This window comes from Planomonospora sp. ID67723, assembly GCF_015711605.1.
In the GTDB taxonomy this organism is placed as follows: domain Bacteria; phylum Actinomycetota; class Actinomycetes; order Streptosporangiales; family Streptosporangiaceae; genus Planomonospora_A.
The window spans coordinates 186638-201408 of record NZ_JABTEZ010000002.1 but is presented as its reverse complement, the minus strand read 5'-3'; the positions used below and the strand labels follow the sequence as shown (position 1 = coordinate 201408).

The following is a 14771-nucleotide window of genomic DNA, read 5'->3' as shown; positions in this document are numbered from 1 at the left end:
CACATCTTTCAAGACCTGGCGCGCTGCGTCATGGCGACACACAGGAGTACGGCGAGCGCACCGGCGACCGTGGCGGGTCCGAAGCGCTCGCCGAGCAGGAGCCAGGCCCACGCCAGCGTCAGCAGCGGCTGGGCGAGCTGGGTCTGCCCCGCGCGGGCGATGCCGCCCGCGGCCAGCCCCGCGTACCAGGGGATGAAGCCGAGGAACATGGAGATCAGGCCGGCGTAGGCGAACCCGGCCAGCGACGCCGCCGCGGGCCGCGGATCGGTGGTCAGCGCCAGTACGGCGGTCACCGGCACGGTGATCGGCAGGGCGACGACCAGGGCGTGGGAGATCACCCGCCAGCCGGGGGTCTCACGGGCGAGGCGGCCGCCCTCGGTGTACCCGGCGGCGGCCGAGAGCAGGGCCGCCATCAGGAGCAGGTCGGCCCCGGTGACGTGGCCGCCGCCCCGGCTGAGGGTGAAGGCCGTGACGGAGACCGCGCCGAGACCGCAGGCCGCCCAGAACAGCGCCCGGGGCCGCTCCCCCGCCCGCAGCACGGCGCAGGCCGCGGTCGCGGCGGGCAGCAGCCCGATGACCACGGCTGCGTGGGAGGTGCTCGCTCCGGAGTCGAGCGCGAGCCCGCTGAAGACGGGGAAACCGAAGACCACCCCGGCCGCGATGACGAGATACGACCTCAGGTGGGCCCGGGGAGGCAGCAGCGGTGCCCTGGCCACCAGCAGGAAGGCCAGCGCCGCGGCTCCGGCCAACACGGCACGCCCCACCGCCACCAGATAGGGGTCGAATCCCTCCATCGCGAACACCGTCGCCGGGAACGACCCCGAGAACGCCAGCATCCCGAGGCTCGCCAGCGCCGTCCCCCGCCATGCCGTGCTTCCCGGTGCCGGGGAGGGAAAGGGGGCCGCTACTCGATTCAGGACAGTAGCGCTATCGTTGTGTCTCATGAATGACGATAGCAGTATCGTCCGTCTGGCCGCCATCCTGCGGGAGGAGGCCGAGCGGCTGCGGCCCGGCGACCGGCTGCCGTCCAGCCGGGAGCTGGTACGGCTGCACGGGGTGAGCCCGGTGACCGTCTCTCGGGCGCTCGGACGGCTGGCGGCCGAGGGGCGGGTGGTCACCCGGCCGGGCAGCGGGGCCTACGTCGCCCACCGGCCCGCCCGCGCGAACGACACCGCCGACCTCTCCTGGCAGACCGTGGCCCTCGGCGACCGGACGGTGGACGACACCGGAGTGAGCGGGCTGCTCGCACCCCCGCCCGACGGGGTCGTCCCGCTGACGGGGGGCTACCTCAATCCGGCCCTGCGTCCGTCCAGGGCCCTCAACGCCGCCGCCGTGCGGGCGCTGCGCCGTCCCGACGCCTGGGCGCTCCCGCCGCTCACCGGCCTGGCGGAGCTGCGCCGCTGGTTCGCCCAGGAGGCCGGCGGCGACGTCACGGCCTCCGACGCCCTCGTGGTCAGCGGCGGGCAGTCGGCTCTCACCCACGCCTTCCGCGCCCTCGCCGCGCCGGGCACACCCGTACTCGTCGAAACCCCCACCTACCCGGGCGCGCTGGCCGCCGCGCGGGCCGCCGGGCTCCGGGCGACCGCCGTGCCGATGGACCGTGACGGGGTCCGGCCCGAACTTCTCGCCGAGGCCTTCGCCGTCACGGGGGCGCGGGTCTTCTTCTGTCAGCCGACCCTGCACAACCCGACCGGCGCGACGCTCACCCCGGAGCGCCGCGAGCAGGTCCTGGCGGTGGCGCGGGCGGCGGGGGCGTTCGTGATCGAAGACGACTACGCCCGCTACTTCGCGACCGCGCCCGTCCCTCCTCCGCTCGTCGCGCTCGACGCCCACGGCACCGTCGTCCACATCAACTCGCTGACCAAGGTCCTGGCCCCGAGCATGCGGGTGGCCGGCGTGATCGCCAGGGGCCCGGCCGCGCATCGGCTGCGGGCGAGCCAGCTCGTGGAGTCGTTCTTCGTCGCCAGGCCGCTCCAGGAGACCGCGCTGGAGTTCGTCAGCTCACCGGCCTGGCCCCGGCACCTGTCCGCCCTCGCCTCCGAGCTGGCGGTCCGCAGGGACGCGCTCGCCGCCGCCCTCGCCGCCCGGCTGCCCTCCGCCGAGCTCCACCTCGTCCCGCGGGGCGGCCTGCACCTGTGGGTGCGGCTCCCGTCGGGCCTCGACGAGGAGGCCGCGGTCGAGGCGACCCGCCGGGCGGGGGTCCTGGTGAGCCCGGGACGCATCTACTATCCGGCCGAGCCGCCGGGGCCCCGGATCCGCCTCACTCACACGGCCGCGATCCACCTGGCGGAGCTGGCCGAGGGCGTCAGGCGACTGGCGCTGGCCGTCGACCAGGTCACGGCGTAGACGGCGGGCGCGGCGAGGAGCGCTCCTCACTCGCAGGCCGGACGCTCCTTCTCGCCGTCCTGCCGGGCCACGTCCCGGCGCTCGGGGCTCTGGTAACGCTCACGCCTGTGCCGCTCCTGGAACGCCAGGCGGGCCAGATAGGGAAGAGAACTCATGACGACCTCCTAGTGCAACCACTGAAGACATTACGCCGGTGTCGCAGCGAACACAACCCCCTATTGGCGTACAGTGGTGACAGAGAGGTGATTCATTCCATGACCGCCCCCGCCGCCCTGGTGTGCGACTTCGTCAACAGCTACGACGTCGAAAGTGATACCGACGCCCTGTCCTCCCCCGCCGCGCTCGCCGCGTGGCTCGGCAGGCGCGGCCTGGTCGAACCCGGGACCACCGCCGGCGACGAGGACCTGGCCGTCGCCGTGGACCTGCGCGAGGCCCTGCGCGCGGCGCTCCGCCACCACCACGGCCGCGGGCCCGCCGGAGACGGGCAGGACGAGGACGGGCAGGACCGGGCTTCGGCACCGCACGCGTTCGACCGGCTGCCCGTCACGGTCGTCCTGACCGCGGGCGGCCCCGTGCTGGAGCCCGCGGTGACCGGGACCCTCGGCGGTCTTGCCCGGATCGCCGTCGCGGTGATGGAGGTCCGCGCGGAAGGGTCCTGGCCGAGACTGAAGGTGTGCACCGAGAGCACCTGCCAGTGGGCGTTCGTCGACTCCTCCAAGAACCGCTCGCGCTCCTGGTGCTCGATGAAGGTCTGCGGCAACCGCACCAAGACAAGGGCATATCGGGCACGACGTCAGACGGGGACAGGTTCACGTCATCTGTGAGCCAGATTCCCCGATACGGTGTAACTGCCTGTCTCATGGGTCCGTCCGCCTGACGCCCGCTAGCGCGGTCCGGGAATCCACGGAGAGGCGTGTCCTGGCGGCGTACGGCAGATAAGGAGCGGGCCGAGATGGCAGACGTAGGGGTGCGGGCGGCTCGGCACGACGATGTCGATGCGGTCACTGGCACCCAGATCCGCGCCTGGCGGTACGGCTACCGCGAGTTCCTGCCCGAGGGACCGCTGGAGCAGATGACCGGCCCGGCCGCCGAGCAGATGTGGCGGCGGCAGTGGGACGAGGCGATCGTCACCCCGCCGACCTCCCGGCACCGCGTGCTCGTCGCGGTGGAGCAGGTCGTCCTCGACACCGACGCGTTCCCCGCGCTGGGCCCCGGCGGGATCGAGGCCCTGGCGGCGATGCAGGGCGCGGAGCGCGTGGTGGGCCTGGCCTCCCACGCCCCCGCCGAGGACCCCGACCTCGACCCCACGACCACGGCCGAGATGCTCACCTTCCTCGTGGACCCGGACCACGTCCGGCGCGGCCACGGCAGCCGCCTGCTCAACGCCACGGTCGACCACCTGCGCGAGGACGGCTATCACACCGTCGTGACCTGGGTGTTCGCCGACAACCACCAGCTGCTCGGCTTCCTCGAGTCGGCGGGCTGGGGCGACGACGGCGCCGAGCGGGTTCTGAACATGGGCCGGCCGGTGCGGATGATCCGCCTGGCCACCGACATCAGCTAGAGCCGGGCCCTTCCGGATCCGCGGGGCCGCCGAGAATCCCTCGAGACCCGCCCCGGAGCCGTACGGACCCGGGCGAACCCCCAGACGAGCCCGAGAGGACATCCGCAACACCATGGCCACCCCGAGCCAGTGGATCGCCGGCGCCCGGCCCCGCACCCTCCCCGCCGCCGTCGTCCCGGTCGCCGTCGGCACCGGCATCGCCGCCGGGTACGGCGGAGCGGTGTGGTGGCGGGCCCTGCTCGCCCTGTTCGTGGCGCTCGCCCTCCAGGTGGGGGTGAACTACGCCAACGACTACAGCGACGGCGTGCGCGGCACCGACGACGACCGGGTCGGCCCGATGCGCCTGGTCGGCTCCCGCGCCGCCGCCCCCCGCCAGGTCCTGGCGGCCGCCCTGGGCTGCTTCCTGGCCGCCGCCGTGGCCGGGCTGGTGCTGGTCGTGGTGACCCGGGCCTGGTGGATGCTGCCGGTCGGCGCGGCCTCGATCGCGGCGGGCTGGTTCTACACCGGCGGCTCGCGCCCGTACGGCTACCGCGCGCTCGGCGAGATCTCGGTCTTCGTCTTCTTCGGCCTGGTGGCCGTGGCGGGCACCACCTTCGTCCAGCTCGAGACGCTGCCCTGGACCGCGGTGGCCGCCGCCGTTCCCGTCGGCCTGCTGGCCTGCGCGATGCTGGTGGTCAACAACCTGCGCGACATCGCGACCGACGGCCCGGCGGGCAAGCGCACCATGGCCGTCGTCCTCGGCGACAGCCGTACCCGCACGCTCTACGCCCTGTGCCTGGTCCTGCCGCTGGCGATCTGTCTGGCCCTGGTCCCCTGGCACCCGTTCGCGGCGCTGGGCGTGCTCGCCGCGCCGCTGGCGGTCGCCCCGGTGAAGGCGGTGCGAGCCGGGGCCACCGGGCCCGCGCTGATCACCACACTCCAGCAGACGGGCCGCCTCCAGCTGGTCTTCGGCCTGCTGTTCACCGTCGGCCTGGCCCTGTAGGAGCGGCCCCGCCACCCGCCCGGCCCGCAGCCCGGACCGGCGGACGGGGCCTTCTCCGTCGATCCGCACACCCCGCACGGAGCCCCGGGACGGGGTCCGGCAGGCCTCTCTACTCACAGGATCCGGACTCACAGGATCCGGCGCATCACCACGCGGGGCGCGAGCTCGATGCCCAGCTCCCGCTCGTGGGCCACCAGCGCGGCCAGCTCAGGCCCCCACTCGGCGGGATCGAGCACGGTGAAGCCGCGCCGGCCGTACCAGGGCCCGTTCCACGGCACGTCCCGGAAGGTGGTGAGCGTGACGGCCGCCGAGCCGACCGAGACCGCGTGCGCGCAGAGCGCCTCCACCAACCGCCCGCCGACGCCCCTGCGCCCGTGATCGGGATGGACCGCGAGCTGGTCGAGGTGGACGTTCCCGTCGACCCAGCCGAACATCGCGAACCCGACCGGCGGATCACCCGCGACCAGGACCCGTGACGGGTCGTCGGTCTCCTCGATCATCGTCGTCCCTGCCGGGAAGACGATCCCCACCTGGGCGAACACCCCGTCGGCCGCGACTTCCACCGCCGCCAGCCCGGGCAGCTCCCCCGCCTCGGCCCAGCGGATGTCAGTCGAAGTCGAAGATGGAGCGCTTGTCATAGAAGTGGAGGATATAGCGGCAGCGCGTGCAGATCATCAGGGTTACCCGGTGGGAGGTCATCCCCCACCGGGTGTCCAGCCGCCCCTTCTCCTGCTGGAACTCCGTGTTCCGGCACAGCGGGCAGACGAGCTCAGGTCGTGTCATGCCGGAAGAACGGGCGGTCCCGTGATCGGAGTTCCGGTCGCCGGACCCGGCGCCGGCGGCTCAGAGGTCGAGCAGGTGCTCCAGGCCCACGGTCAGGCCCGGAATCTCGCGGACCCGGCGCACGCCCAGCAGCACGCCCGGCGTGAACGACGCGCGGTTCATGGTGTCGTGGCGGAGGGTGAGGATCTCCCCGTCGCCGCCCAGGATCACCTCCTGGTGCGCGATCAGCCCGGCCAGACGTATGGCGTGCACGTGCACCCCGTCCACGTCCGCGCCGCGCGCGCCGTCCAGTTCCGTGCTGGTCGCGTCGGGCATCGGCGCCATCCCGGCCTTGCGCCGCGCCTCGGCGACCAGCTCGGCCGTACGGCGGGCGGTGCCGGAAGGCGCGTCCGCCTTGTTCGGGTGGTGCAGCTCGACGATCTCGACAGAGTCGAAGTAGCGGGCGGCCTGCTGGGCGAAGTGCATCATCAGCACGGCGGCGATGCCGAAGTTGGGCGCGATCAGGGCGTTGACGCCCGGGTTGGCGTCCAGCCAGCCGCGCACCGTGGCCAGCCGGTCCGCGTCGAAGCCGGTGGTGCCGACCACCGGGTGGACGCCGTTCTCGATGCACCAGCGCATGTTGTCCATGACCACGCCGGGGTGGGTGAAGTCGACCACCACCTCGGCGCCCCGCAGCCCCTCGATCGGGTCGTCCCTGTCGACGGCCGCGACCAGCTCCAGGTCGTCCGCCGCCTCGACGGCCTTGCACACTTCGATACCGACGCGCCCGCGGGCGCCGAGAACCCCAACCCTGATCACGGGTCCAAGGCTATACCGTCCGCTTCTGCGGCGATCCCGGCACCCTCCCGGCCCGGAGACCGGTGCGGCCCCCGCCGCACGGAGCGCCGGGGGCCGCAGGGCGGGCGAAGGACCGCTAGGCGGACAGGAACGGACTGAAGTCCTTGTCCTCGTAGGGCCCGATGACCGCGAGGGTCATCGGGCGGGTGAAGACGTCCTGGGCGACCTCCGCGATCTCCTCCGGGGTCACCGCGTCGATCCTCGCCAGCACCTCGTCGACCGAGAGCAGCTCGTCGTAGACGAGCTCGCCCTTGCCGATCCGGGACATCCGGGAGCCGGTGTCCTCCAGGCCGAGCACGAGGCCGCCGCGCATCTGGCCCTTGCCGCGGACGATCTCCTCCTCGGTGATCCCGTCGGCGACCACGCGCGCGATCTCCTCGCGGCAGATCTTCAGCACATCGTCGATCTTTGAGGGCAGGCAGCCGGCGTAGACGCCGAACTGACCGGTGTCGGCGTACTGCGAGGTGTAGCTGTACGTCGAGTAGGCCAGGCCGCGCTTCTCCCTGATCTCCTGGAACAGGCGCGACGACATGCCGCCGCCGAGCGCCGCGTTGAGCACGCCGAGGGCGAAGCGGCGCTCGTCGGTGCGGGTGATGCCCGTCGTGCCGAGGACCAGGTTGGCCTGCTCGGTCGGACGGTGCACCACCCGGATGCCGGAGCGCGTCTCCGGGACGCCCTCGCCGGAGACGCGCGGGGGGATCGGCGAGGCGTCCCCGCCCAGCGCCCCCGCCCGCTCGTAGGCCGCGGCGACCAGCTCCACCACCTGCTCGTGGGTGACGTTGCCCGCCACCGAGACCACGGTGTGCGTGGGCAGGTAGTGGCGCCGGTAGTACTCCGCGATCCGGTCGCGGTCGATCGCGTTGATCGACTCGACCGTGCCGAGGATCGGCCTGCCGATGGGCGTGTCGCCGTACAGCTCGGCGGAGAACTGCTCGTGCACCACGTCCGACGGGTCGTCGTCGTGCATGGCGATCTCCTCGAGGATCACGCCGCGCTCGGCCTCGACGTCGTCGGGGGTGATGAGCGAGGAGGTCACCACGTCGGCGAGGACGTCGATCGCCACCCGCAGGTCCTCGTCGAGGACCCGCGCGTAGTAGCAGGTGTACTCCTTGGCGGTGAAGGCGTTGATCTCACCGCCGATGCCCTCGATCGCCGCGGAGATCTCCAGTGCGTCCCGCGTGGGCGTGCCCTTGAACAGCAGGTGCTCAAGGAAGTGGGAGGCCCCCATGTGCTCGGAGGACTCGTCCCTCGATCCGATGCCGACCCACATGCCGACCGCGACGGAACGCACGGTCGGCATGGACTCGGTCACCACCCGGAGCCCACCGGGGAGGACGGTGCGCTGCACGACCCCGGCTCCACCGGAGCCGGGGTGCAGAGTGGTGGTGATCACGAGTTGCGGTCTTCTCCCCCGCGGCCGCCACCGCTGCTGCGGGTGCGCGTACGGGTGCGGCGGGGCTGCTCCTCGCGCGGCCTCTCCTCGGCCGGCGCGGCGGAGGCGCCGGCGGCCGCGGGAGCGGCGTCCGACTCTCCCGACTCGGGGGTGCCGGCCTCGCCCTGCGTCTCGGCCTCCTTCTCGACGACCTCGACGGGGACCAGGGAGAGCTTGCCGCGCGAGTCGATCTCGGCGATCTCCACCTGGATCTTCTCGCCGACGTTCATGACGTCCTCGACGTTCTCGATGCGCTTGCCGCCGTGCAGCTTGCGGATCTGGGAGACGTGCAGCAGGCCGTCCTTGCCCGGCATGAGGGAGATGAACGCGCCGAAAGCGGCGATCTTGACGACCGTGCCCAGGTAGCGCTCGCCGACCTCCGGCATGTGCGGGTTGGCGATGGCGTTGATCGCCGACCGGGCCGCCTCGGCGGACGGGCCGTCGGTCGCGCCGATGTAGATGGTTCCGTCGTCCTCGATCGTGATCTCGGCGCCGGTGTCGTCCTGGATCTGGTTGATCATCTTGCCCTTCGGGCCGATGACCTCGCCGATCTTGTCGACCGGGACCTTGATCGTGATGATGCGCGGGGCCGTCACGTTCATCTCCGCCGGGGAGTCGATGGCCTCCTGCATCACGTCGATGATGGCCAGGCGGGCGCCCTTGGCCTGCTTCAGCGCGGCGGCCAGGATCGAGGCGGGGATGCCGTCGAGCTTGGTGTCGAGCTGCAGGGCGGTGATGATCTCCTTGGTACCGGCGACCTTGAAGTCCATGTCGCCCATGGCGTCCTCAGCCCCGAGGATGTCGGTCAGCGTGACGTACTGGTCGCCCTCGTTGATGAGGCCCATCGCGATGCCCGCGACGATGCCCTTCAGCGGGACGCCCGCGTCCAGCAGGGACATCGTGCTGGCGCAGACCGAGCCCATGGAGGTGGAGCCGTTGGAGCCGAGCGCCTCCGACACCTGGCGGATCGCGTAGGGGAACTCCTCGCGGGCCGGCAGGACCGGGATGAGCGCCCGCTCGGCGAGCGCGCCGTGGCCGATCTCGCGGCGCTTGGGCGAGCCCACGCGGCCGGTCTCGCCGGTGGAGTAGGGCGGGAAGTTGTAGTTGTGCATGTAACGCTTGGTGCGCTCGGGGTTGAGCGTGTCGATCATCTGCTCCATGCGGAGCATGTTCAGCGTGGTGACGCCCAGGATCTGGGTCTCCCCGCGCTCGAACAGGGCCGAGCCGTGCACCCGGGGCACGACGTGGACCTCGGCGTTGAGCTGGCGGATGTCCTTCACGCCGCGGCCGTCGATGCGCACGCCCTCGGAGATGACCCGCTCGCGCATGAGCTTCTTGGTCAGCGACCGGAAGGCGGCCCCGATCTCCTTCTCGCGGCCCTCGAAGTCGGCGGCGACCTTCTCGGCGGCCAGCGTCTTCACCCGGTCGAGCTCGGCCTCGCGCTCCTGCTTGCCCGCGATGGTCAGCGCGGCGGCCAGCTCGCTCTTGACCGCGCCGGTCACGGCCTCCAGGACGTCGTCCTGGTAGTCGAGGAAGAGGGGGTACTCGCGGGTCTCCTTGGCGGCGACCTTGGCCACCTTGGACTGCGCCTCGCACAGCACCTTGATGAACGGCTTGGCGGCCTCCAGGCCCTGCGCCACGGTCTCCTCGGTCGGCGCGACGGCGCCGTCGGCGATGAGCTTGAGCGTGTCGCGGGTGGACTCGGCCTCGACCATCATGATCGCGACGTCGCCGTCCTCCAGCACGCGGCCGGCCACGACCATGTCGAAGGTGGCGCTCTCCAGCTCCGTGTGGGTCGGGAAGCCGATCCACTGGCCCTCGATCAGCGCGACGCGCACGCCGCCGATCGGGCCCGAGAAGGGCAGCCCGGCGAGCTGCGTCGACAGGGAGGCGGCGTTGATCGCGACCACGTCGTAGAGGTGGTCGGGGTGGAGCGCCATGATCGTGGCGACGACCTGGATCTCGTTGCGCAGGCCCTTGACGAACGACGGGCGCAGCGGCCGGTCGATCAGGCGGCAGGTGAGGATGGCGTCCTCGGAGGGACGGCCCTCACGCCGGAAGAACGAGCCGGGGATGCGGCCCGCGGCGTACATGCGCTCCTCGACGTCCACCGTCAGGGGGAAGAAGTCGAGGTTGTCCTTGGGGTTCTTGGACGCGGTGGTCGCGGACAGGACCATCGTCTCGTCGTCCAGGTGAACGACGGCGGAACCCGCCGCCTGGCGCGCGAACCGCCCGGTCTCGAACCGGATGGTGCGCGTGCCGAAAGAGCCGTTGTCGATGACGGCTTCGCTGCTGTGGACACCCTCCACGGGGGACCTCCTTGTGTCGGTCGCCCGCGTCCGTCCAGGCACGCGTGTCGTGACTGGGTCGTCTTCTCGCCGCTTCCCCGTAGGTGCAGCGCCGGTCTTCGATCGAAGCGCCCGGTCCGAACACGGCTCTAGCCGTGCCGACCGGGGGCCACTACCGAGGACCGGCCCTCCGACGCCGTGGGGCGCGTTTGCTTGCGGACGCGGGGCACTGTCTCGGCTATTCAGTTTGCTCATGGGACGGGGCTGAAGGGGGCGCGACGCGCCGGAAGCGGCCCCATGAGATGGGGGAGCGGCGCGAACGCCACTCCCCCGTCATGCTAGCGGCGCAGGCCGAGCCGCTCGATAAGCGAACGGTAACGCTGGATGTCCTTGCTCTGCAGGTACTTGAGCAGGCGGCGGCGACGGCCGACCAGCAGCAGCAGACCGCGCTGGCTGTGGAAGTCGTGCTTGTTGCGCTTCATGTGCTCGGTGAGCTCACTGATGCGCTTGCTGAGCAGCGCGATCTGCACCTCGGGCGAACCGGTGTCGGTCTCGCTCTTGGCGTACTCACCGATGATCTGCTTCTTTGCGGCGCTGTCGAGCGACACATCTCTCCTTGAACGTCTACGGGCACACGTGATTGGAAGAAGCCCGAACGACCGTGCGTGCCTACAGTCGCCGTGGCGGGATCAGCGGCCGGGGGCGTGAACACCACCGGTTACAGAGCTGACATGCCAGACTACCATCGGCCTCCACCTCCCCGCACACCCCGCGATCGGCCGGATCACGCTTCCGCGTGGGCGATCCGGCCGCCCACGATCACGGTCTCGGCCCGGACCTCGGGGATGCGCTCGGCGGGGATCTCGAAGAGGTCCTCGGAGAGGATCACCAGGTCGGCGAGTTTGCCCGCGGTCAGGGAACCGCGGTCGTGGTCGCAGAAGTTGGCGTAGGCCGAGCCCAGGGTGTAGGCCCGGACGGCGGTCTCCAGGTCGACGGTCTCCTCCGGCACCCAGGCGGGACCGCCCGCCAGGCCGCGCCGGGTGACGGCGGTGTACAGGCCGATCATGGGGTCCATCTCGGCCACGTTCCAGTCGCTCGAGAAGGCCAGCACGGCTCCCGCCTCGTGCAGCGACCGCATCGGCCACGCCTTCGCCCACCGGCCCGGCCCCACGGCCTCGGCCCAGTCGTGGCCGGGCCCGGCGATGTCGGGAGAGCAGTGCCGGGGCTGCATGCAGGCGACGACGCCCAGCTCGGCGAAGCGCGGCACGTCCGCCGGGTCGAGGCACTCGACGTGGACGACCTGGTGGCGGGCGTCGCGGGGGCCGTTCAGCTCCCGGGCGTGCTGGACGGCGTCCAGCACGGTTCGGATGCCCCGGTCCCCGGTGGCGTGCACGAACGCCTGGAAGCCGGCCGCGTCCAGCTTGGCCAGCAGCTCGGCGAACTCCTCCGGAGGGTAGAAGGTCTCCCCCCGGTGCGCGTGCCCGCAGTACGGCTCCAGCAGCGCCGCCGTGTGCGGCTCCACCACGTCGTCGATGTAGAGCTTGAGCGGCCCGGCCCGCAGCCACTCGTCCCCGCCGCGTGCCGCCGCCGCGAAGTCCGCCAGCTCGGCGTCGCCGGTTCCCCGGGGGTGGAACAGCGCGGCGATCACCCGCGACCGGAGCCGCCCCTCGGCCCTGGCGCGCTCGAACAGCGCAAGGTCGTCCAGGGAGTTCTGCGGCTCGACGATCGTGGTGATGCCGAGCCGGATGGCCATGTCGAGGCTGGCCAGCAGCCGGGGATACTGCCGCCCGGCGCTCGCCCACGGCACTCCCAGCTCCGCCAGGGCGCGCTGCCCGTCCCGCGACAGGCCGCGCACCGCGAACTCGGTGACGAACCCGGTCGGCTCGCCCGTCCCGTCGGTCTCGGCCACACCGTACGGCAGGTCGGTGTGGTCGCGGTCGATGCCCAGCTCGCGCATGGCGGCCGTGTTCACCCACATGGTGTGCACGTCGTAGCCGAGCACGAAGGCGGGCAGCCCCTCGGTGAGGGGGTCCAGATCGGCGGCGCGGGGCATCCTGCCGCCGGGGATCGCGGAGTACTCGAAGCCCTCGCACTCGATCCAGCGGGCGTCCGGGTTGGCCGTCCGCCACGCGGCGATCCGCCGCCCGATCTCCGCCGGTGAGTCCGCTCCGGCGAGCTGGACGCACGCGGAGTCCGAGCCGAGCCGTACATGGTTGTGGGCGTCCACGAAGCCGGGCAGGACCAGCCGGCCGCCCGCGTCGATCACCTCGGCGGCCGGCGGGCGGGAGGCGTCGTCGCCGACCCAGGTGATCCGCCCGTCCCGTACGGCCAGCGCCTGCGCCCGGGGAAGCGCCCGGTCCACGGTGTGGATCCGGGCGTTGCGCACGACCAGGTCGTTCACGGCGCGCCCTCCTGGAAGTCCGTCTCCTCGGGGGTCTCCACGACCCAGCGGCTGGCGGCGCGGGGCCGCAGGTACAGGAGGTAGTACGCGGCGCAGATCGCGACGATGGCGCCGGCGACGGCCAGGTCCTTCAGCTCCTGCTCGGCCAGGGCGTAGAGCAGGGCGGCGATCACCGCGACCGGGACGGCCGGCCAGAGCGGCATCCGCCAGGCGGCGGCCCTGCGGTAACCGCCGGCGCGGGCGCGCAGAGCGGCGACCGCGATGACCAGGGAGACCAGTGTCAGGATGACCGAGGTGACGCCGAGCAGGCCCTCGATGTCGAACAGCGCCGCCATCAGCGCGCCGGGCAGGCCGACGGCCAGGGTGCTCACCCAGGGCGAGCCCCACGTGGGGTGGAGCCTGGTGAGGGCCCGGTTGACCGGCTCGGGCCAGGCGCGGTCGCGGCCGGAGGCGAAGATGACGCGGCCGTTCTGCAGCGCCATGACCAGGACCGCGTTGAGGATCGCGATCGCGATGCCCAGGTTGATCACGGTGGCGACGCCGGGGCTGGTCCAGGACTCCACGTAGTCCGGGAAGGTCCCGTTGACCAGGTCGTCGAGCGAGCCGACGCCGAGCACCGCGCCGGCCGTGGGCACGATGATGATCACCGCGGCCAGGCCGAGCGCCCAGAAGACGGTGCGCGGGACGTTGCGGCGCGGATCCTTGATCTCCTCGGTGAGGTAGACGGCCGAGCCGAAGCCGTTGAAGGAGAACATGGTGACCGTCAGCCCGGCCATCAGGATCCCCAGGGAGAAGGCCGAGAGCCCGCCCTGGCCGTCGGGCACCACCGGGGAGATGAGCACCGACACGTCGCGCTGGGAGTTGAGGAACCCGAAGCCGGCGACCACGGCGGCGGCGATGATCTCGACGGCCAGGAAGAGACCGGTGATGAAGGCGTTGGAGCGGACGTCGAGTACGGCGAACAGCGTGGCCAGCAGCATGACGACCGCCCCGGCGAGGGCGCGGTCCACGGTGAACAGGTTCGCCAGGTAGTCGGCGGTGCCCAGCGCGATGATCGGCGGGATGACGACCAGCAGGGAGGCCGAGAGGCCGAAGGTGATCCATCCGGAGAACCGGCCGAGCAGCGTGGTCACCATGGCGTACTCTCCGCCGGAGCTCGGTGCGAGCGTGCCCAGCTCGGCGTAGCAGCACGCGATGCCGATCGACACCAGCAGGCCCGCGACCAGCGCGAGCACCGCACCGCTCCCCTGCCCCGCCAGCACCTCCGGGACGATGATGAACAGCGACGAGGTGGGGGTGATGCACGACAGGGTCAGCATGACCGCGCCGAACAGGCCGAGCACGCGGGGCAGGGACGGAGCCGCTTGCGGCGTGAGAGCCGATTGGTCGAGCACGGGAGCTCCTCACACGACGATCATTTTGAATGTCATTCAAAATTTTGAATGTCATTCAAAATGCACTGTCGTAGAGTTCAGCGTCAAGAGTCCTTAACGACCCGTTACCGGAACGAGGCGACATGGCACGCGGTCAGGCGCGCGGCACGGTCCGGCGGCGGCTGGAGCGCCCGCGCGAGCAGGTTCTGGAAGCCGCGATGGAGGCGATCGCCGAGTACGGCCCGGCCGAGATGACGATGGCCGAGCTCGCGCGCCGGGTGGGCACCAGCGGCGGTCACGTCCTCTACTACTTCGGCAGCAAGGACCGCATCCTGCTGGAAACGCTGCGCTGGAGCGAGGAGAAGCACGTCCCGGGCCGCGCGGCGCTGCTGGCGGCCGGCGGGAGCGCGATGGACCGGCTGCCCGCCTTCGTGGAGCTGTACCTGCCGGAGGGAGCCGCCGACCCCCGCTGGCTGCTCTGGGTCCACGTGTGGGGCCGCACGCTCGCGGCGCCCGAGCTGCGCGACACCCAGGCGGAGCTCGACCTGGCCTGGCACCGCGACCTGGTCGCCCTGCTGGAGCAGGGCGCACGCGGCGGCGAGTTCGCCCCCGCCGACCTGCCCGGTTTCTCGGTACGGCTGCGCGCGATGCTGGACGGGTTCAGCACCCAGATCGTGATCGGCGTGCCCGGGGTGACCCGTGAGGGCTCGCTCGCCCACGCGATGGACTACGCCCGCCAGGCCCTCGGCCGGCCGGGCTGACCGG

At 72.0% G+C, this 14771-nt stretch carries 15 protein-coding genes; 5 read left to right on the top strand and 10 right to left on the bottom strand.

Annotated elements, in window-relative coordinates:
• Positions 1-8 precede the first annotated feature (8 nt).
• A complete protein-coding gene (locus HS041_RS13620; RefSeq protein ID WP_196441052.1) occupies positions 9-944 on the bottom strand; it encodes a DMT family transporter in 936 nt (311 codons plus the stop codon).
• On the opposite strand from HS041_RS13620, the gene HS041_RS13615 reads away from it, so the two are divergent.
• Positions 943-2346: an aminotransferase-like domain-containing protein gene (locus HS041_RS13615; RefSeq protein ID WP_196441051.1), complete on the top strand. Its 1404-nt coding sequence runs from the start codon at positions 943-945 to the stop codon at positions 2344-2346. The genes HS041_RS13620 and HS041_RS13615 overlap by 2 nt on opposite strands.
• 26 nt (positions 2347-2372) lie before the next feature.
• Here the strand turns inward: HS041_RS13615 and HS041_RS39270 are convergent, their stop codons facing one another.
• Complete coding sequence (locus HS041_RS39270) at positions 2373-2501, bottom strand: hypothetical protein (RefSeq protein ID WP_255529967.1); 129 nt, start codon at positions 2499-2501, stop codon at positions 2373-2375.
• A 99-nt stretch (positions 2502-2600) separates the two neighbouring features.
• On the opposite strand from HS041_RS39270, the gene HS041_RS13610 reads away from it, so the two are divergent.
• The 3 genes from HS041_RS13610 (at position 2601) to HS041_RS13600 (ending at position 4892) form a co-directional block, all read left to right on the top strand.
• The gene (locus tag HS041_RS13610; protein ID WP_196441050.1) at positions 2601-3170 is read left to right on the top strand and encodes a CGNR zinc finger domain-containing protein; all 570 of its coding nucleotides are present in this window, start codon (positions 2601-2603) and stop codon (positions 3168-3170) included.
• A 128-nt stretch (positions 3171-3298) separates the two neighbouring features.
• Positions 3299-3910: a GNAT family N-acetyltransferase gene (locus HS041_RS13605; protein WP_196441049.1), complete on the top strand. Its 612-nt coding sequence runs from the start codon at positions 3299-3301 to the stop codon at positions 3908-3910.
• A gap of 112 nt (positions 3911-4022) precedes the next feature.
• Positions 4023-4892 carry a 1,4-dihydroxy-2-naphthoate polyprenyltransferase gene (locus tag HS041_RS13600; protein WP_196441048.1) on the top strand — a complete coding sequence of 290 codons (870 nt, stop codon included), beginning with the start codon at positions 4023-4025 and terminating at the stop codon, positions 4890-4892.
• A gap of 128 nt (positions 4893-5020) precedes the next feature.
• On the opposite strand, the gene HS041_RS13595 is transcribed toward HS041_RS13600, so the two are convergent.
• The 8 genes from HS041_RS13595 to HS041_RS13560 all read right to left on the bottom strand — a co-directional run bounded on the left by HS041_RS13595 (position 5021) and on the right by HS041_RS13560 (position 14027).
• Positions 5021-5530: a GNAT family N-acetyltransferase gene (locus tag HS041_RS13595; RefSeq protein WP_196441047.1), complete on the bottom strand. Its 510-nt coding sequence runs from the start codon at positions 5528-5530 to the stop codon at positions 5021-5023.
• On the bottom strand, positions 5499-5675 hold the full coding sequence (locus tag HS041_RS13590) for a hypothetical protein (RefSeq protein WP_196441046.1): 177 nt from the start codon (positions 5673-5675) through the stop codon (positions 5499-5501). Before HS041_RS13590 ends, HS041_RS13595 begins: the two co-directional genes overlap by 32 nt.
• 60 nt (positions 5676-5735) lie before the next feature.
• The gene (gene dapB / locus HS041_RS13585; RefSeq protein ID WP_196441045.1) at positions 5736-6473 is read right to left on the bottom strand and encodes a 4-hydroxy-tetrahydrodipicolinate reductase; all 738 of its coding nucleotides are present in this window, start codon (positions 6471-6473) and stop codon (positions 5736-5738) included.
• A 115-nt stretch (positions 6474-6588) separates the two neighbouring features.
• Positions 6589-7902, bottom strand: a complete 1314-nt coding sequence (locus HS041_RS13580) for a M16 family metallopeptidase (RefSeq protein ID WP_196442477.1) — start codon at positions 7900-7902, stop codon at positions 6589-6591.
• Complete coding sequence (locus tag HS041_RS13575; RefSeq protein ID WP_196441044.1) at positions 7902-10253, bottom strand: polyribonucleotide nucleotidyltransferase; 2352 nt, start codon at positions 10251-10253, stop codon at positions 7902-7904. The genes HS041_RS13580 and HS041_RS13575 overlap by 1 nt, the downstream gene beginning before the upstream one ends.
• Before the next feature lie 317 nt (positions 10254-10570).
• Positions 10571-10840: a 30S ribosomal protein S15 gene (gene rpsO, locus HS041_RS13570; protein ID WP_196441043.1), complete on the bottom strand. Its 270-nt coding sequence runs from the start codon at positions 10838-10840 to the stop codon at positions 10571-10573.
• A 176-nt stretch (positions 10841-11016) separates the two neighbouring features.
• Entirely contained in the window at positions 11017-12633 is a 1617-nt protein-coding gene (locus HS041_RS13565) for an amidohydrolase (protein ID WP_196441042.1), read from the bottom strand.
• The gene (locus tag HS041_RS13560) at positions 12630-14027 is read right to left on the bottom strand and encodes an APC family permease (RefSeq protein ID WP_196441041.1); all 1398 of its coding nucleotides are present in this window, start codon (positions 14025-14027) and stop codon (positions 12630-12632) included. Before HS041_RS13560 ends, HS041_RS13565 begins: the two co-directional genes overlap by 4 nt.
• A 122-nt stretch (positions 14028-14149) precedes the next feature.
• On the opposite strand from HS041_RS13560, the gene HS041_RS13555 reads away from it, so the two are divergent.
• Complete coding sequence (locus HS041_RS13555; RefSeq protein ID WP_196441040.1) at positions 14150-14767, top strand: TetR family transcriptional regulator C-terminal domain-containing protein; 618 nt, start codon at positions 14150-14152, stop codon at positions 14765-14767.
• The last annotated feature ends 4 nt before the right edge of the window (positions 14768-14771 follow it).